Genomic DNA, 17,693 nt, shown 5'->3' on the forward strand with positions numbered 1-17,693 from the left:
TCAGCCGGCTCTGCGTTTCATGGGGCAAATCTCTGCGCCCTTCATCTCGCCCAGGGCCCACGCGTATCTCTCCCGGACGGTCAGGGGCAGATCCCTTTCAGGAATGGGTTCAAACCCGAACGATGTATAGAAATCCACGAGATGCTGCACGGCGTACATGTACAGGGTGGAAGCCCCGCACTCCCGGATCAGGGCTTCAATGGCATTCCGGGCATACCCGTTTCCCCGGAATTCATCCCAGGTAAAGATCCCATCCACCTCGTACCCGTCATCATGACGCTTGCACCGGGCAACGCTGACCGGCGTGTCTTCAATAAAAACGGCAAAGATCCGGTCATGCTCAGGATCTGATTTTGTCTGGTGGTAGTCAAACCAGATCTTCTCGGCTAAGTAGAATTCGGACGGGGCGAGCTCGCGGGTATTGATCTCTAACTGGATCGCGGTGAACATGACCAGCACGGGTTTTTTGGTGAGTGCGGTCACCTTCGATGTCGTGATGCCGAGGGGAACTTTTCGTATATAGTCCCTCTTCCCGAAACGGGCCATCATGACGAGCGAGACTGCCTCTTCGTCTGCGACAATCACGATCTGGCTGGTCGGGTCGCCGTACCGGACCATCATCTTCACCTGTATTCCCGGGTGGGCTGCCTTGATCTTCTCCCGGGTGTCCGCGAGGCGTTTTTCCGCTTCCCGCAGGATGAAATTCATCCGCTCCTCAGTTTCGATCTTCCGGATGACATGGAGTAAAATGATCTCTGAGACTCCCTCGAGTTCGCCGACATATTTCAGCGCCACGTTTGCGGGCCGGGAGAAATCGAGCGGGAAGAGGATCCGAAAGAAGAGCGGGGCCTCCATCATCCGGGGGTGGAATGGTAATATGCCCTGCTCGGGAAACCGCATGATGAGGACGTGGGTCCGGCTGTGGGCGAGGACTTCGATGTCGTCATGGCCCAGGAGGATCTTACTGAGGCGCCCTTTCCTCGCCCCCATGATGATTAAGGATGGCCGATCGGTCTCGGCGGTTTTGAGAATTACTGCCGGAATATCATGGGCGGGATCTTCTTTGATGAGGCATCTCACTGCAATATCCGGGTTTGTGATGAGGGCCTGCTGCTGTTTTACCGCCTCACGTTCCTTATCCCGGGTATGCCCGGTGCGGATGATATGGAGTAAGACGACTTCCTGTATGTTCCGGATATCATTTGCACAGGCCACGAGCTTTTCGGATGTCTCCGACAGATCGGTGGGGATGAGGACTTTTTCAAACATCGTGTTGACCGGCTCTTGCTGATTGTATGTCCGGTTTGTTTTTATGCGTGGTGATTTGGAACCGGAGGGGGGAAAAAGCGGCGGTGGATCAAAAATCCGCTGTCAAGCCCGTCGGTGATCTTCTGTTTCTTTTCCCGGTTGAGTTCCGAGATATAGTCCTCGAACCGGAGGATGCGGGTGCTTACGGGAAACGGGATGCCGATGGTGGAAATAATCGCTTCGCCCCGATCGAGGGTCTGGATCTCGATCTCCATATTACTCAAATCCTATTTTGTGCTGCCCATGACGATGTCGCGGTCCCCCCGGTCCCCGAGGTCCACGACCCCAAACGTGTTGATCTGGGCAAGCACCTTTGGGTCAACGTTCTTGGGATGCCGGGTGATGATGTAATGGACGGCACCAAATTTTCTTCCCTTCATCGCACATTCGCGGAAGACCCGCGTTGAGGAACCGCCACTCGCAAGCACTCACTGAGCTTCATCATTACGGTGACAGGATATTTCCCGCCCCAATTCTATTCCCAGTGCCCGGAATTCTATCCTGGGTAAGAGAGTATTTTACCTTGTACAACGAGGTAACATGCTGCAATCTTTTTGAGATACGAGGAACGTTATGCAAATGACCGGTTATTCTCCACCGTTAACCATGATTACCCGAGCCGCAGAGACTGGCAGGTACAAGGCAAATCTTCCTGTCTGGAATATACTCCTCCGGGGGTTCATGTCAGGAGCATTTGTTGCCATGGGCGGGGCACTCGCAACGGTATGCAGTACGGGTATTATCGCCGCTGAACCCGCATTGCGCTTCGGTATGGCCAGCCCGGGTTTTGCCCAAATGGTCATGGGAATGGTATTTCCCCTCGGTATTATTTTAACCGTCATTACGGGAGTAGAACTTTTCACGGGCGATGTTATGCTAGCCCCGATGGCATCCTTTGTTCATGGAATGGCCTGGTCAAAAGTCCTGAATTTATGGCTTTTTGCGTACATGGGTAATTTTGCTGGTGCAATTACGTTTGCTTATATTGTGGCTAACGGCCCTTTTGTTGTAATTGATGCATCCGGGGCCGGCACGGTCACATCGTTTGGTATGAGAGCCATCGAGATCGCCACCCTGAAAACGAGTTACGTTGGTGTAAGCGGACTGTGGTCGGCGATACTGAAAGGTATTGCCTGCAACTGGCTTGTCAATCTGGCTATCCTGCTTGCTTTTTTTTCAGAAGACCTAACCGGAAAAATTATCGGAATATGGTTTCCCATTATGGCCTTTGTCGCGTGTGGGTTTGAACATTGTATTGCGAACATGTACTACATTTCGGCCGGTATTTTTACCCAAGGCTATCTGGGGGACCATGGTTCACTTACTTGGACTTCCCTGTGGATGAATAACGTGATATGGGTGACTATAGGCAATATTATCGGGGGTCTGTTTTTCGTCAGTATTTTTTTCTGGATTGCGTATCAAAACGAGGTACAACCGGTAACGTAGGGTAATGCCGGTTTTTTGTGGCGAGTCACTTAATACAGAACCTGCTGCCTTAGTTTCCTGAACCCCCCCGGAATGCTGTTTTTTATAAGAAGGCATTCTGCCGTCCCATTCTCGATGGAGGTGGATGAACCTTAAAGTAAAAACCCCGTACGCGGTTCTACTGGTAATCAGACGCTGGCTGATTACCAACATCTATGGGGATATTTTTGAGTATGATTAAAACCCGGTCTCAAGCCCGTCCCGGATATTCCGCTTCGGTTCCCGGTTGAGTTCTGAATATAGTCCTTGAACCGGTGGATGCGGGTGCTGACCGGAAACGGATACTGATAGTGGATATGATCGCTTCATCCCGGTCAAGGGTCTGGCTCTCGATCTCCGAAAAATCCTGCTTGGCACTGCTCATGATGATGTCGCGGTCGCCTTGGTCCCCGAGACCCATGACTACAAACGTGTTGATCTGGGTGGTAAGGCGGGAAAATGAGCTGGGCGTATATTTTTTACCGGTAACAACCGTACCTCTGTGATGATGTATCTGAAAAAAACCGTCTCGCCGGAAAATCAGATGTCCGGAACTGAATTTTCTCTCAATGCGAGCAGGTGGTGGTATTGCCAGTCCCTTTCTTTTGCTACGGCAGCATCTGCCCCGGGGGAGCTGGTGGCTCTCCAGACTGCCTGCCGGGCATAAATTGCAGCACCCAGGGAATGCGTGGGGACATGGGCCGTTGCTACCGCCTGGCCTGCGGCCCGGGCAGCCGAGCGGGCGGGCGAATCCTCACCCACTTCCCGGGCAGCGGCATGGGATGCAAGCGAAGCGCCGCGTATAACTGCCATGCGAAATACGCCGGTTGCTATCCATGCCCGGAGTGCGTCAAGAGCTTGCCGGGGGCGGGGGTCATCCGGATATTTTTCTGTAAAGTACGGCAGGACACGTTCGGCGCAGTCAATTGCCCAGGCGGCCAAGATTTTCTTGTCGGTCCCTCTCACCAGCTCATCCATTGCCTCGTCTTTGCGGGCAAGGGAGAATTTTTTTCTTTTTGTCTTTGGTTCAGGGTTCATGGCAAGGGTAATTTTATTTTATCCATTCTTCTGGTGAAAAACCTGACCGTTCCTCTCGTCTCTTTATCCGCCTGAATTACCTGCAAACCCGGGTAATCGTATCGCTTTTTTTATCTGCCCGGTTCGCGGTGCTACCCGGCACCGGGTTCCTGGAGTAACTGACGGATAAAAAACACGCCCGGCATCACAACCGTTTTTTCTCTCGTTATAATGAAATAGTTTCCCTGCTCAACGATATCTCTCACAGGATTGAGTGGTACGTATGAGTGAAGCACAATCATCCGATGCAATGAAAAATCTCGTGATCTTCATGATAGGACTCGCAATCGCAGGCACGGTCATCGCACTGGCATGGTACTTTGCGGTAGTACTCCCGGTCCAGCACGCAACGCTCCTCCCGCCCGCAAATTTCGATTGATCCAATGATTGACTGCCGGGGTTGAACCTGCCCCCGGCGCTCCTGCTTTGGTGTACAAGTGGACCGTATATTAGCAGTAAACACCAATAGAATAATCCCATGACTGAATCTCAACAATCTGACGCAATGAAAAATCTCGTATTCTTCATCATTGGACTTGCCATCGCAGGCACGGTCATTGCACTGGCATGGTACTTTGCGGTGGTACTCCCGGTCCAGCACGCAGCACTCCTCCCGCCAGCAAACTGCTGATGATCCAATACTCGTCTTAAAAAAATCCGGCGTTTTCTTTTTTTTTTGATCCGATACCCCGTTATGGTCTCCCCGGTGCCGGATGACCGGTATCACGAACCCTTAAATAATTCCGCTCCCTTCATTGAAAGATATCCTGAGGAGTTGAAAAACCGGTATGACAGAAGCACAATCATCGGATGCAATGAAAGATCTCGTGTTGTTTATGATTAAGCTGGCAATCCTGGGCCTTGTCATCGCGTTTGCCTGGTATTATCTTGTGGATCTGCCCCTCCAGCAGGCAGCGCTCCAGGTGCCAGCAAACACAGGCTTTGGTACCTGAAAAGCGCCCCGGCGTTTTTCTCTTTGCGCGGACCGGGACTACGGCACCCTATCCCCGGGATTCCCCGGCTAATTTTTTTTAATTCTTCGTGCCAGGCCGCCGGTACTAGATCCGCCCGTAGCGATCCTTTTCTTCTGCCAGTGCCCGGTTTTTCACGCACCGCTGCAGGTATCTCCGGAACAGTTCCTGCGAGATATCCCCGGCCTGTCGGGTCATGAGGGGAGCTCAAAAGGTTACCTCATACCCTGCGGGAGCATCCTTTCAGAGTCCCGATGGTAATGCTGAAATAGTCTCTTGCTGACCGGTATTATTCACCGAATTTAAGTGGTACCTATGACAGAAGCACAATCATCCGATGCAATGAAAAATCTCGTGTTGTTTATGATCAAGCTGGCAATCCTGGGCCTTGTCATCGCGTTTGCCGGGTATTATCTTGTGGATCTGCCCCTCCAGCAGGCAGCGCTCCACCCGCCCCTGAACGTAACCTGACACTTTTAACCCTGCCGCAACAGACCGGGACTTCCCGGCTGATCTTTTTTTTTAATTCTTCGTGCCGGGCCGCCGGTACCAGATCCGCCCGTAGTGATCCTTTTCTTCTGCCAGTGCCCGGTTTTTCACGCACCGCTGCAGGTATCTCCGGAAGAGTTCTTCTGAGATATCCCCGGCCTGCCATGGCGTTGTGGCAAGACAGAATTTTCCCCCGGACCGGGTAAGATAAATATCGAGTCTCTTTTCCATCCGGGTTTCAAGGGGCTCAGTTTTTTTCCTGATTGTCGGTGAAGGGCCCGGAAACGAAGACTCCCCGCCCGTGGACCGGTCCGGGCCTTCGCCCTCTTTCCAGATATTCTTGCACCGCTTGCAGCGCCAGGTAAAGAGATGATCATACACCTCATCGCTGGAACAGAACGGGCAGTTTGGCATGGCTTGTCATCCGGTAAGGGGAACGTAACGATGGTTGCCCTGGGTCATTCGAATTCCTTTATGCGGCTTGTGCAGTGCCGGTATTCTTTCCGGTGTCTTATTAAGTTTTCATGACGGGAAATATTTCTTAAATCTCTTCTGACCGATCGAGGGGATCAGAACCCGGAGTCAAGCCCGTCCCGGATATTCTTCTTTGGCTCCTTGTTGAGGCCCGCGATATAATCCTCGTAGTAGTGGATCCGCGTGCTGACGGGAAACGGGATGCCGATGGTAGAGATGATCGCCTCTCCCTGGTCGAGGGTCTGGATCTCGATCTCCATCTTACTCAGATCCTGCTTGGCACTCCCCATGATGATATCGCGATCGCCCCGGTCGCCCAGCCCCATCACGACAAACGTGTTGATCTGGGCCAGCACCTTCTGGTCGATATTCTTGGGCTGCTGCGTGACAACGCAGAGACCAACGCCGAACTTCCGCCCCTCCATGGCACATTCGCGGAAGATCTGGGTGCTCGAACCCCCGGCCCCGAGCACCCGCTGGGCCTCTTCTATCGTGATGAGGACTTTCTTCTGCTCCATGGCTTCCGTCTCGACCCCGAACTCCTCGGCCGATTTGCGGTGGGCCTGCATGATGCGCCGGGTGATCATCGAGAGGATGAAGAGCTCGCTGCGTTCGCCCATGCGGGGGATATCGATCAGCACGACCTTGTTCTCGTGCAGGTGGGAGAGGATCTCGGTGACTGCTGAGCCGGACTCACGGAAGAACTTCCGGTTGCCCTCCACGATGTTTCTTAAGCGCCGCTGGATCACCTGCAGGGTGCCCGGGTGGAATGAGCCGAGTCGTTCAGCGATATCCGGGTACGGCCCGGTGTACCGGTTCTGTTTCACTTCATCCTGGAGCGTGTCCACGTTTGCCTTGAGGAAGAACGGAATGATCTTATTTCCGGAAAAATCCTCGAGCGACTCGACCACGTCCCGCTGGGCCTGCGAGAGATCGTAGAGTAAGTTAAGGTCCGTCATCCGGAAATCATCGTAGTCGAGCCAGAGGCTGTTGAGCGAATATTTTTTCCGGTCCGTCTCGCTGATGGTAAAGACCACGAGGCCGTCCATGCCGGCACTGTAGTGCACGAGGCCGAGTGTCCGTTCGCCGGTGCTGGACTGCCCGCCCCGCACATATTCGCCGTGGGGGTCTACGACCAGCAGGCCGAACTTCTGCATCTTCATGCAGCTGGCACAGAAGGTCTTCATGAAGTTGGACTTGCCCATGCCGGTGGTGGCAAAGACGCCCATGTGCTGCGGGAGCACCTCGCTCGGGATCTTCACGTGAATATCTTTGAGCACTCCTTGCCCGGTCCGCATTACGCCGACTTCGATATCGCCCATGACTTTGGTGAGAAACGCAAAGTCTTCGGTCTCGGGGATCTTTACTTCCGAGAACTTGGTAGGAAGCGTGCGGGGTTTTTTGAAAACTCCGTGCTCGTCTACAAAGCCCAGCGGGACAGCCTCGACCCCGATGAAGACATCCTCGCCCAGCCCGTAGAAGTGTTCGGCGAACGGTCGCGTGTCCCAGTTCTCATCGGCAAAGTTGCTCTCATGGACGAGATCGTTGACCTTGGCATAGAATGAGTACCCCTTGGCGGTATCGGTGATCTTGAGGATATCGCCAACGAAGAGTTTCGCTGCGTGCGGGATGATGAACCGGTACGAGAGCACGCTCCTGCCGATCAGCCGGAATTTTGTTGCATCAGTTGTGTCAATATCGTTCAAAGTCACCATGGAGATCACCAAAGAGGTCTTCGTATGTCCGGTTCCCTATTCCCTGTTTGGAGAGACCGGCTTTTATGTCCTGCTGTATCTGCTGCACGAGCGCTTCATCGATCACGACCGTGCGGTGGGCGTCGAGGAGCGGGTACGGGTACCCGGGAATTCTCCCGTCATCGGCACACGCGGACAGGGCGGCAAATGTTTTTCCTGCGGTATCGATACCCGTGCCTTTCGGCAGCTCCATCTTGAGCGGACGGCTGTACTCCGGGTGGAGCGACGCCACGTAGAGTTCCCCGTGCCGGCCCTGGTGGTACTCGGTGTGGTCGAGCAGGTGTTCATCGATCTTCGCCCACCACGGGCCCGTGATGCCGAGCTGTGCCACAAGCCCGCTTATGGCGGGAAGAAGCGGATGCCCGCTGCCCCAGGAGGCGCTGGTGCGCTTGGCTACGGCTGCAAGCAGGAGGTTTCGTTCCCGTGCGGTTTTTACAATGTCGGCCAGCACCGGCTCGTGGTTCTGGTTTGAGAAACGGAGCGCCCCGTCCATGAGCAGGAGGGCTCCTGCCGGCAGGATCTTTGCGGTTTCGAGCGTGACCCAGTACTCCAGTGTGTCGCGGAGGATGGAGGCAGCCCGCTCCGTGTCGGCGTTGTCGAGACCCTTGTGCGGCGGGATGCCGAAGCATTCCTCGTACAACTTGTCAAAGTCCGTATTATGGTGGCCGGGGCCGATCGTGACGAGCGTGAGGGGCGTGACGGAACGGTTCTCGCGTTCATGACCTTTGAAGGTGGTGCGGGCGGCCCGGATGGCGGCTAACGAGATGCAGCCCCCTTCTGCGATCATTGCGTTGCTTCCGTCAATTGCGCTGACAATGCCGGCAGGGCCGGGGGTGATGGGGTGGATGTCGGCTTTGGTTATGCCGCTTTTTTCTGCGAATATCTGGACAAGATCTTCCGGGATATGATTGGTGATTTGCCGGAGTGCCGCAGTAACGGATTCTTCATAGGATTCCCGGACGCCCATCATTCCACCTCCTTTACCCGGCTGGCCCCGTCCGTACCCATCTCGATCATGAGCGTGTTTGCAAACTCGCCCTGCATTTCCCCGATGTGCGAGATGAGAAGGATCTGGGGGAAGCGGGACTCCTGCGTGCGGAGGGCGGTTAAGAGGTTGGTTCTCCGCTCCTCATCCTGGCTGCCGAAGATCTCATCGAAGATGAGGAAGGTGGATTCGTGCACCTGGTGGAGCTCGGCTAAGTACCGCGAGAGGGCGATTCGCAGCGCGACGGCAATATCATCCTGCTCGCCGCCGCTGAACCGGTCGATCGCGTAATCATCGTCCACGTCCCGGACAAGCAGGTTGAAGTCTTCGTCCAGCAGCACCTGCTCGTACCGGCCTCCTGTGATCTCGCTGATGATGTGGCTCACTTCGCCTTCGAGCCGGCTCCGCACGACCTGCATGAGGTACACCACGTACTCCGCGATGAGGGTCCGGGTGAGTTTCAAGAGATCGATCTCATCCCGGAGTGCGGTTGCCTGCTGTTGTAAGCCGGCGATCTGTTCTGCGGCTTTTTTGTAATCTGCGATTTTTTCCTCAGTGAAGCGGAGGTCCTTAATCGCGTTTGCTATGACGATCTCAACGTTGCGCAGCGCCGCATCGGTTGCTGTGACGGTGGCCTCTGCCTTCGTGGCTTCAGCGGGATCGAATGCAGCGGCTTGGATCTCTTCGCCAAGTTTTGTAAGTTCGGCGTTCCGCTCCGCAATCTTTCCCGTGAGTGCGGCGAGCTGCTTCTTGGCCTCGATGCCCTGGCCGATCTTTTTGCCCAGCTCGGTGAAGCGGAGCTGCAGCTTCTGGACTTCTGCGGCTTCCCGCTCGCCGGAAAGGCAGGCCGCTTCGTTGTACCCGAGTTTCGCGATGGACTCTGTGATTGCCTGCTGCTCAGCTGTCCGCTTCGCATGATCGGCTACGAGCCCGGCCAGTTCCTCCTCGTACGCGGGTTTCTGCCGGCATTTCTCTGCAAGAGTGCGGCACTGGTCGAGGGCCGGCTTTAAGGCCTCGATGATGGATTTTTCCTTTGCCAGCTTCTCCTGCCGTTCGAGATCCGCTACGGCTTTTTCGCTGAGTTCCTGCAGCTTTGCATCGAACTCCTTGTCAAGACTCCCGAAATGCTCCCCGAGTTTCTGCCGGCAGAGCGGGCAGGTGCCGTCAGCGCCGGCGGCCTGGATGGTCTTCCGGTCCGCGAGAATCTTCTCCCGCTCCTCCTTGTACCGAATCTGCTGGGCCGCGAGCGTGCCGGTCCGCTGGTGGATCTCGGCGAGCCGGTAACTGAGGGTTCCTTCGAGCCGGTCGTCCGCGATCTCCGGTCCTGCGCCAAGACCGGCCCGGACTTTTGCGATGAACTCCGTTCGTTTCTCCGCATCGCCATCCAGCCCCCTGATGAGCGTCCGCTGTTTTTCGGCCCGGGCTGCGAGGTCGGCGACCTGCTCTGTTGTGTGCCTGAGTTCGCTCGTAAACCGGAGATGCTCGGCCTTCTTTTCCCGGAGGGCATCGAGGCGCTGCCGGACTTCCGCGTACGAACCGGCGGCCGTTTCGATCCGGTGGTACTCGGCTTCCTCATCTGCCAGCAGGGCAAGCGAGGCTTCGAGTTTCTTTGCCTGTTGGGTGTCAGCGTCCCGCTCGCGCTGGAGCGTCTGCTGCTGCTGGAGGAGCCGGGCATACGCGGTCTTCTTCTCGGCGAGCACTTTGAGCTCCGCATCGAGCTGCGCCCGCTTTGCCCGGTGAAGTCCCCGGGCTTTCCCGTGCTCTGCGATTGTTGCGTGGAACGAGGTGATCGATGCCTGCAGTGCAGCAAACTCCTCTTCGCTCTGCCGGCCGGCCATGGCCTTAAGCTCGCCTTCCCTGCGCTGGAGTTCGCCGGCCTTTTCATCGATCTGCTCTTTTAAGACCTTCTGGCTCTCGGTGTTGAGGAAATCGATCCCGAGCGCCCGTAAGAACCATTCCTTCCGCTTCCCCGGCGTGGTCTCGAGCAGCGTGAGGAGATCTTTCTGGCCGGCATAGATGGTGTTCTTGAAATCCACCGGCCCCATGCCGAGCGTGCGCCTGACTTCGGTCTCCACCTGGCTCACCCCCGTTGCCATCAGTTTCCCGTTCCGGTGGATGGTGGCATCGTGGGTGACGGTCTTGCCCTTCCTGAATGTCCGGACAACCGTGTACATGTCGCCGCCGATCCGGAACTCCAGCCGGACCTCGCACTTGTCTTTCGGGGATGCAAAACTGGAGACCACGTAATCGGCGGCAATGCCGGTCGCCTGCACGCCATAGAGCGCAAAGAAGATTGCCGTAACAAGGCTCGACTTGCCCGTGCCGTTGTTGCCGAGGATGCCGGTGATGCCATCCTTAAAGCAGATCTCCTCGTTCCGGAACCGCTTGAAATTTTTCAGGATGAGCCGGTCGAGGATCATGAGGCGGCTCCTTTCCTACGCTCTTGGGGGCTTTGCCCCCGCCGCGTGGGCATCCCCCGGTTGCGGGGAGGACATAGTACCGGTATTCCTGCCGCGTCCATCCCATCAGAGAAGCGTACCAGGATTTCCGGGAAAATGAGAGATAATTTCAGTGTTTCCGTGATTTTCCGGTACAATGATGGGGGCTGATGCCCCCATGCCCCCGGATGCGAGGGATGCCGCCGCCCCGAAGGGCGCCCCGCGGCGGCTCCGATTACCGTTTCACTCAAAAGACCGGCAAATAACAATTCTTCGTGTGGAGTCCCCGTGTGCGATAACGTATTACCGGTAACCGACCCCGCCCTATCGCACTGCGCCCCGTCCCCCAACGGGGGACTGGTGGTGCAACAGGGGGGCACCTTAACCCTTAAAACCGGATAAGATGTATCCCGATGATTCCAGCACGGTGCAGAATCTCCGGAACACTGTTCATAGGCGGTAATCGCAATCATTCCGCCGTCCCCCGGTGCTCGTCCATGACGGCCTTGAGGATCTCGCGTCCCTTTGTCGCAACGAACTCCTTCTGCTTTGCCGAGAGCTGCTTCTGGCCGATGAAGCCATCGAACTCCTGCAGGTAATCGATCATCCGGATATCCTGCTGGAGTGCAACCGGCGTCTCCTCTTCCTCTTTGCGGGTCCGGATCTTGAGGTCAAGGAGCTGCTCGCGGACGTGGGCAAGATCCTTCATGTCGATGCCCTTGCCGTGCTCCCGCGAGAGGCCGTCGAGCGTCACCTGCGCCATTGCGTACTGCGGGAGGTGCTTCTGCGTGACCCGGGCGATGATCTCTTCCGTGATATCGCCGGGGTGCATGTCCTGGCATTTGATCGTGCCGAGATCCACCATCGGGGTTTTGGGGAGATCGAGATGCCGGACCTCGTTCCGGCCCGGGTCCACGAGCAGGCCGCCCTTGGTGTCGGCGATCTCACCGTACGTGAGGTACTCGGTGGAGCCCGAGTACCACGCATTGTCCGTGATCTGGCACTGGCGATGGTAGTGGCCGAGCGCAATGTAATCGAACTTTTCGGAGAGGATCGTGCCGTCGAGTTCGTGCTCCGCAACGGTGGCGAGCCGCTTGTCCTTGATCGCGGTTGCGAGGCCGTGGGTTACGAGCACGTTGTTGTGCTTCTGGCTGAGTTCTATTGCATCGTACGCAGTCCGGTAATCTTCCACGCGGAGCATGTTGGGGATCAGGTGGAAGAGGGTGTCTTGTAGTTCCACTTTTTCGTACCGGAATTTGTACGCGGCTGTGATCTTTGACGGGTGGTACGTGAGGACTTCGAAGGGGCTCGTTGTGTACCGGGTCTTGACCATGCTGTGGTTGCCGGCGATGATGACGAGCGGGATCTCTTTTTCGTGGAGTCTTTCTAATGCTTCTAAAACAGTTGTGTAGGCTTTGGTTTTTGGTTTGACCGTGTCAAAAAGATCTCCGGCATGTACGAGCACGTCGGGTTTTTGGTGAATAATCTCATCGATCGCTTTGAGGAAGTTGTCGTACACCTGTTTTTCCCGGAGGTTCATGCCGCTTTCCGGGTCGAGCCGGTTGAACGCGGAGAGGCCAAGGTGGGTGTCGGCGATGTGGATGAGTTTCATTGTGTCTGATTTTTATTTGGGGTGTACTGGGATATAAGGGGAGGGGGAAAATGTGTGGATCTTGTTTGCAGTCCATGGGGTAGAATTCTCGTAAATTTTTTTTCGACTGTGAAATAAATACAAAAAAGAAAAGAGGTTAATCCTTGATTATCATAAATGGAAAATAATAAAAAAAAGGGTTGTTATGTTTCTCTCTGAATTGAAAATTTGGAATTTTAGAAAATATGGAATAACTGGAGATTCTTTTGAGAAATCCGATCCAGGAATATCTGTTCGGTTTCATGAGGGAATGAATGTTCTTATTGGTGAAAATGATTCTGGGAAAACCACGATTAGTGATGCAATAAGGTATACTCTAGGTACTCAAAGCGGCGAATGGATGCGTTTCGACGAATTCGATTTTCATGTTGATGCTGATAAACGGGCAGAAGAATTACGAATTGAATGCATTTTCCGTGGTTTTACTGATGATGAAGCAGGCGGATTCATTGAATGGATTGGGACTGAGCCTATTGAAGGTGCTCAAAATTATATATTGACCGTTCGCTTAACCGCACGAAATAAAGGATATCGAATTATCTCAGATATTAGGGCGGGTCAAGATCCCATTGGAATCCCACTAGAAGGCGATGCCCGATCTCTATTGCGTACTACCTATCTCAAACCTCTACGTGATGCCGATGCCGAATTAATCCCTGGACGACGTTCTCGATTTGCGCAAATTCTAAAATCACATCCCCTTTTCCAAAAAAATGATGTTACCGATCATAAACTGGAAACGATTTTTAATACTGCCAATTCTGCGATAGAAGATTACTTCAAATGTAAGGCTGATGGCACCGGTGCCACTGGGTTAATGAAAGAGTTAAATAAATATGTTGACGCGTTTTTCCCGCAAAACGAACCTCATCACCCATCAGTTACAATTTCCGGGGGCGACTTATTCGATATTCTTCAACGTTTAAGTCTCTCACTTGACGCAAATCCTTCGGGTCTTGGAGCGGCCAACCTCTTGTTTATGGCAACGGAATTGTTGCTCTTGCAATCTGAAGAAAATAATGGATTGAAACTTGCATTGATTGAAGAGTTAGAGGCCCATTTACATCCACAAGCCCAACTTCGTTTGATCCGATATCTTGAAGAACGATCTAAAAATGGCCAATATATTCTAACCACTCATAGTACCACAATGGGATCGAGTACCCCACTTGAAAATTTGATTATATGTAAAAATAACAAGGCATTCCCTATGGGTATTGATTATACAAATCTTTCTCCGGCGAATTATGGCTTTTTATATAGATTTTTGGATGCAACAAAAGCCAATCTTTTCTTTGCAAGAGGTGTATTGCTCGTTGAAGGTGATGCAGAGAATCTTTTGATTCCTACTATTGCAAAAATTATTGATCGCCCCTTACATCGGTACGGTGTTTCAATTGTTAATGTCGGAAGTAAGGCGTTTGATCATTTTGTAGAAATTTTCGACCGTAAAGATGGAGATTTGATGGGAATCAATGTCTCTCTAATCACAGATATGGATGTCAAACCAATTGAATATCCACTAGATCCCAAAAAAGATTTCAAAAAAACAAGAACTCCTGAGACGATTGAAGTTGATAAAGCAGCTAATAACAAAAAAATTTCTGAACTTGGTAATGCCCAAGTGAAAGGTTTCATCTCACCGAATTGGACTTTGGAATATGAAATTGCGTTGTCCTCATTTAGCGAAGATTTTTACCGTTCTTTACTGTGGGCAGAAAAAATTTCAAATTCAAACACTGGGGAGCCGAAAGGAGGAAAAGCCGGAGAAGTTGATGAAAAAGTCCAATCGGATTTTTCGTTCTGGAGAACAACTTTCGCTACAGACGATAGAAAAAATCAAAAAATCGCATTCGAAATTTATAAAAAGACGATGCTGGATAAGGATATTTCGAAAGCAGTAACTGCTCAAGTTTTTGCACAAACATTAAATGAAAAATTCGAAGATGAAAGTAAAGTAGAGTCTCTTAAGACAGATCTGCAATCTGCATCGTCTCTAAAATATCTTTTAGATGCTATCTATCATGTAACCGAGCCCCGGAGTCCGTAGCATGGCAATTGAAATAACGGACTCTGATATCACTTACGCCGAGAATTTATTACTGCCTCCAGGGCATTCTTTCAATAAAGAACGTAGGGATTTCATTCGTTGCATGAGTTCTCACGATGTTGTAGCCTGTCCCGGTAGTGGTAAAACAACTGCTTTGCTGGCGAAACTTATAATTTTGGCAAGAAAGATGCCATTCGACGGGGGTCGTGGCATTTGCGTTTTGACACACACAAATGTTGCAATTGATTTAATCAAACAACGTGCTGGTAAGGAAGCAGATTCGTTATTTCAATATCCAAATTTTTTTGGTACAATTCAAACTTTTGTTAATCAATTCCTGACAATTCCCTATTTTCGATCAAAGTTCAGAAAACCAATTGTATCAATTGATGATGAACGATTTTATGCCGAACTTAAAAAAATCTGTTCGGTCGATCGCAATCTTTTGATCTGGATGGAACACAAACATATTTCTTCGTTAGGAGAATTTTGGTTTAATCCTGAAACACTTGATCTTGGAAAAAACCTAGATGATCCGATACCTAACCTAAGTAAAGAAACAGCCCAATATAAAAAAATTCATGGAATTCGTATGAATCTCCTTGAAAAAGGAATTCTTAGTTATAATGATGCGTATTCGGTTGCACTTAATTATATTCATTCAAATCCAGCATTATTTCAAGCATTTCGTGGTCGGTTTAATCTGATTTTTCTTGATGAATCTCAAGATACAGATGTTCATCAATTACGCGTACTCGATTCAATTTTTCCACCGGCCTCTTTTATCGTTCAACGGATAGGAGATCCAAATCAAGCAATTTTCAACTCAAAAGTTGGAAATGAATCATTCTGGACGCCACGAGCCCCCCTCTACTTTTCGGATTCTTATCGATATGGTGAATCTATTAAAAAAATATTAACAGCGGTCCGAGTGTACGATCATGTTTGTCTTCAACCATGTCAAACAATAGAATCATACCCCCCACAATTGATTTGTTTTAATGAAGGCGAAGAACAACAGGTCATTTATGCGTTTAAGTATTTAATTGAAAAATATGGAATTCAAGAAAAACCGTTTTATGCTGTTGGATGGATTGGAAAAAATAGAACTGGTGAGGCGAAGTTATGCATTCCATCATATTATCCCACCTATGATCAAATACAAAAAAAATCTACAATTATTTTTCACAATTTGATTTCATATTCGGCCTATGCAATTAAAATTTCAAGTTCTGAATCTGTTAAGCGATTTTATGATATAATTTTGCAAAGTATCGCTCAATCTCTTAATACTGCGGGAATAAAAACAGAAGAACACCTCCAGATTTATACTCCAAGATCCGTTGAACGTTTTTGGAACCAACACGATGAACGTTCATTTAAAGATTTTCGAAATAATATCGCAATTCATTACCGATCTGCAATCCATGCACACATTTCTCCTACCGATCTATGTAGTTTTATAAAATCAGTGATTCTTCATATTTGGCCATTGGAGAATTCAAGTGCACAATTTTTCCTTACTGATGCACACATCGATCCAATAGTTCAATCCGATGTAAAAAAACCGGCAAATCAAATTATATTTGAAGATGGCGTCGTTATACATGTTGGAACTGTACATTCCGTCAAAGGCGAAACTCATGCATCTACTTTGTATCTCGAAACAAATTACCAATCAAAAAATGACTCCGAACGGTTGATAGAATTTTTAAAGGGTAACCGCCCAAAAAAATATCTTGATAAACCGCATCATATTCAAAATCTGTTGATGGCACATGTTGCTTTTAGTCGCCCTCAACAATTATTGGCATTTGCGTGTCAAGCATCAAATATTTCTGGCCACGAAGCAGATTTGATGAAAAATGGATGGGAAATTAGTTCCGTATCTGATCTAATAAAAAAATAAAAACTTTTTTCATTCGCTTTTCTTGAAATTGCTTGCTTTAGTGAATCCTTCTGAAGCAAATTCCTGTTTTTTTGGCATATATGTTTGTATGAGCGACTTATTATCCGATTTTCGTCGCTCTATGGCTTTTTCAACCAACGGAGATTTTTCAATACAACTCATTATTTTTTCGACATGAATGTCGATATATTGATTGTAATCATTAAATGCAATGTCTAATTTTTGAAGATCTTTTAAGAGATTTTTATTGGATTCTGCACTTAACGCTGCATTTTGAATGAGGTCAGAGATTCCTTGCTGGATTTTCTGCCTGCGATAACAATTCTCTGATATTGCTTCCAAGTGACTGGCAATATCCGCATCAACTTTCTGACCCCCCATGTATGAAAATATCGCGTGAGCTATGATAAATTATGTCTATAAAACTAAACTCGTTGTCCAAATTTTTAAAAAATTGATAGTAAATAGCAAGTTTGTTTTTTATTTTTCATCTCTATAACTTTTTTTTTGGATTGATTTCATTTGAATTGGTGATAACGCCTTACCTAGATTCTTTATTATCCCCTCTGTTAATTGTTCCTTCTCTCGCCCTCGTTTCCGACTGATTTTAAACCAACTCTCATCAAATGGAATCTTATATCGTCTTAGCTTAAAAAAAACTAGATTAGCTTGTTTTGGAGTAAATTTTCCTCTTGCTAAATAATATTCGATGAAACTCTTGGCATCAAAACTATTTTCATATTCAGTAATTTTTGTGATTACTTGTCGAATTTTCTCAATTCTTATATGCTCTAAGTATTTTCGTTCGGCCGCATCAGTATCCCCTTTCGAACCCCATTTGAACCTATTAATGCACTGTGAACCTACGCTTGGAAAAATATTTTTATTGATTTTATTTACAATTGTATAGCCCCATCGAATATGTTCATGTCCACATAATTTGCACTCTGCATATTCCCGTTCGCCGAACTCGTTTCTTGATTCTTCAGTAAAATCATACACTTCACCATTCCACTCCCACTCTTGTAATAATTCTTCGAAGGTTCCGTGTTTATTTGCACTAATTGGACGCAAATGCTCTAAAACTCGGGTTTTGTAAGCGGACATATAATAACCAAAA

General features: G+C 50.2%; 12 protein-coding genes and 2 pseudogenes. 3 read left to right on the top strand and 11 right to left on the bottom strand.

Going from position 1 to position 17,693, the window contains the following annotated elements:
• Together CVV30_11325 and CVV30_11330 are read right to left on the bottom strand one after the other, a co-directional pair.
• Positions 1-1,269, bottom strand: coding sequence for a GCN5 family acetyltransferase (locus CVV30_11325; GenBank protein PKL68494.1), 1,269 nt, complete (start codon positions 1,267-1,269; stop codon positions 1-3).
• Positions 1,270-1,310: 41 nt separating this feature from the next.
• Positions 1,311-1,751, bottom strand: a pseudogene (locus tag CVV30_11330) (hypothetical protein).
• A gap of 136 nt (positions 1,752-1,887) precedes the next feature.
• On the opposite strand from CVV30_11330, the gene CVV30_11335 reads away from it, so the two are divergent.
• Complete coding sequence (locus tag CVV30_11335; GenBank protein ID PKL68542.1) at positions 1,888-2,757, top strand: formate transporter; 870 nt, start codon at positions 1,888-1,890, stop codon at positions 2,755-2,757.
• A 216-nt stretch (positions 2,758-2,973) separates the two neighbouring features.
• Here CVV30_11335 and CVV30_11340 read toward each other — a convergent pair.
• The 7 genes and pseudogenes from CVV30_11340 to CVV30_11370 form a co-directional block, all read right to left on the bottom strand.
• Positions 2,974-3,229: pseudogene (locus CVV30_11340) on the bottom strand (ATP-binding protein).
• An 86-nt stretch (positions 3,230-3,315) separates the two neighbouring features.
• Positions 3,316-3,813: a hypothetical protein gene (locus CVV30_11345; GenBank protein ID PKL68495.1), complete on the bottom strand. Its 498-nt coding sequence runs from the start codon at positions 3,811-3,813 to the stop codon at positions 3,316-3,318.
• Between the two features lie 1,532 nt (positions 3,814-5,345).
• Positions 5,346-5,726 carry a hypothetical protein gene (locus tag CVV30_11350; GenBank protein PKL68496.1) on the bottom strand — a complete coding sequence of 127 codons (381 nt, stop codon included), beginning with the start codon at positions 5,724-5,726 and terminating at the stop codon, positions 5,346-5,348.
• A 155-nt stretch (positions 5,727-5,881) separates the two neighbouring features.
• Positions 5,882-7,501: an ATP-binding protein gene (locus CVV30_11355; protein PKL68497.1), complete on the bottom strand. Its 1,620-nt coding sequence runs from the start codon at positions 7,499-7,501 to the stop codon at positions 5,882-5,884.
• A complete protein-coding gene (locus tag CVV30_11360; GenBank protein ID PKL68498.1) occupies positions 7,479-8,510 on the bottom strand; it encodes a hypothetical protein in 1,032 nt (343 codons plus the stop codon). Before CVV30_11360 ends, CVV30_11355 begins: the two co-directional genes overlap by 23 nt.
• Positions 8,507-10,945 (bottom strand): hypothetical protein, encoded by a 2,439-nt coding sequence (locus tag CVV30_11365; protein ID PKL68499.1) that lies wholly within the window; start codon positions 10,943-10,945, stop codon positions 8,507-8,509. The genes CVV30_11360 and CVV30_11365 overlap by 4 nt, the downstream gene beginning before the upstream one ends.
• A gap of 487 nt (positions 10,946-11,432) precedes the next feature.
• Positions 11,433-12,575: a metallophosphoesterase gene (locus CVV30_11370; protein ID PKL68500.1), complete on the bottom strand. Its 1,143-nt coding sequence runs from the start codon at positions 12,573-12,575 to the stop codon at positions 11,433-11,435.
• A gap of 184 nt (positions 12,576-12,759) precedes the next feature.
• Between CVV30_11370 and CVV30_11375 the strand changes: the two genes are divergently transcribed.
• Together CVV30_11375 and CVV30_11380 are read left to right on the top strand one after the other, a co-directional pair.
• Positions 12,760-14,664, top strand: coding sequence for an ATP-dependent endonuclease (locus CVV30_11375; protein ID PKL68501.1), 1,905 nt, complete (start codon positions 12,760-12,762; stop codon positions 14,662-14,664).
• Between the two features lies 1 nt (position 14,665).
• Positions 14,666-16,573 carry a hypothetical protein gene (locus CVV30_11380; protein PKL68502.1) on the top strand — a complete coding sequence of 636 codons (1,908 nt, stop codon included), beginning with the start codon at positions 14,666-14,668 and terminating at the stop codon, positions 16,571-16,573.
• 9 nt (positions 16,574-16,582) lie between these two features.
• Here CVV30_11380 and CVV30_11385 read toward each other — a convergent pair whose 3' ends face one another.
• Both CVV30_11385 and CVV30_11390 read right to left on the bottom strand, forming a co-directional pair.
• A complete protein-coding gene (locus tag CVV30_11385; protein PKL68503.1) occupies positions 16,583-16,954 on the bottom strand; it encodes a hypothetical protein in 372 nt (123 codons plus the stop codon).
• Between the two features lie 99 nt (positions 16,955-17,053).
• Entirely contained in the window at positions 17,054-17,680 is a 627-nt protein-coding gene (locus CVV30_11390) for a hypothetical protein (protein ID PKL68504.1), read from the bottom strand.
• Positions 17,681-17,693: the final 13 nt, after the last annotated feature.

The organism is Methanomicrobiales archaeon HGW-Methanomicrobiales-1, from assembly GCA_002839675.1.
Taxonomy (GTDB): Archaea; Halobacteriota; Methanomicrobia; order Methanomicrobiales; family Methanospirillaceae; genus Methanoregula.

Excerpts from the sequence above, each read along its gene's own strand:
- CVV30_11325 (PKL68494.1), bottom strand. The coding sequence starts at position 1,269 with ATGTTTGAAAAAGTCCTCATCCCCACCGATCTGTCGGAGACATCCGAA.
- CVV30_11335 (PKL68542.1), top strand. The coding sequence starts at position 1,888 with ATGACCGGTTATTCTCCACCGTTAACCATGATTACCCGAGCCGCAGAG.
- CVV30_11345 (PKL68495.1), bottom strand. The coding sequence starts at position 3,813 with ATGAACCCTGAACCAAAGACAAAAAGAAAAAAATTCTCCCTTGCCCGC.
- CVV30_11350 (PKL68496.1), bottom strand. The coding sequence starts at position 5,726 with ATGCCAAACTGCCCGTTCTGTTCCAGCGATGAGGTGTATGATCATCTC.
- CVV30_11355 (PKL68497.1), bottom strand. The coding sequence starts at position 7,501 with ATGGTGACTTTGAACGATATTGACACAACTGATGCAACAAAATTCCGG.
- CVV30_11360 (PKL68498.1), bottom strand. The coding sequence starts at position 8,510 with ATGATGGGCGTCCGGGAATCCTATGAAGAATCCGTTACTGCGGCACTC.
- CVV30_11365 (PKL68499.1), bottom strand. The coding sequence starts at position 10,945 with ATGATCCTCGACCGGCTCATCCTGAAAAATTTCAAGCGGTTCCGGAAC.
- CVV30_11370 (PKL68500.1), bottom strand. The coding sequence starts at position 12,575 with ATGAAACTCATCCACATCGCCGACACCCACCTTGGCCTCTCCGCGTTC.
- CVV30_11375 (PKL68501.1), top strand. The coding sequence starts at position 12,760 with ATGTTTCTCTCTGAATTGAAAATTTGGAATTTTAGAAAATATGGAATA.
- CVV30_11380 (PKL68502.1), top strand. The coding sequence starts at position 14,666 with ATGGCAATTGAAATAACGGACTCTGATATCACTTACGCCGAGAATTTA.
- CVV30_11385 (PKL68503.1), bottom strand. The coding sequence starts at position 16,954 with ATGGGGGGTCAGAAAGTTGATGCGGATATTGCCAGTCACTTGGAAGCA.
- CVV30_11390 (PKL68504.1), bottom strand. The coding sequence starts at position 17,680 with ATGTCCGCTTACAAAACCCGAGTTTTAGAGCATTTGCGTCCAATTAGT.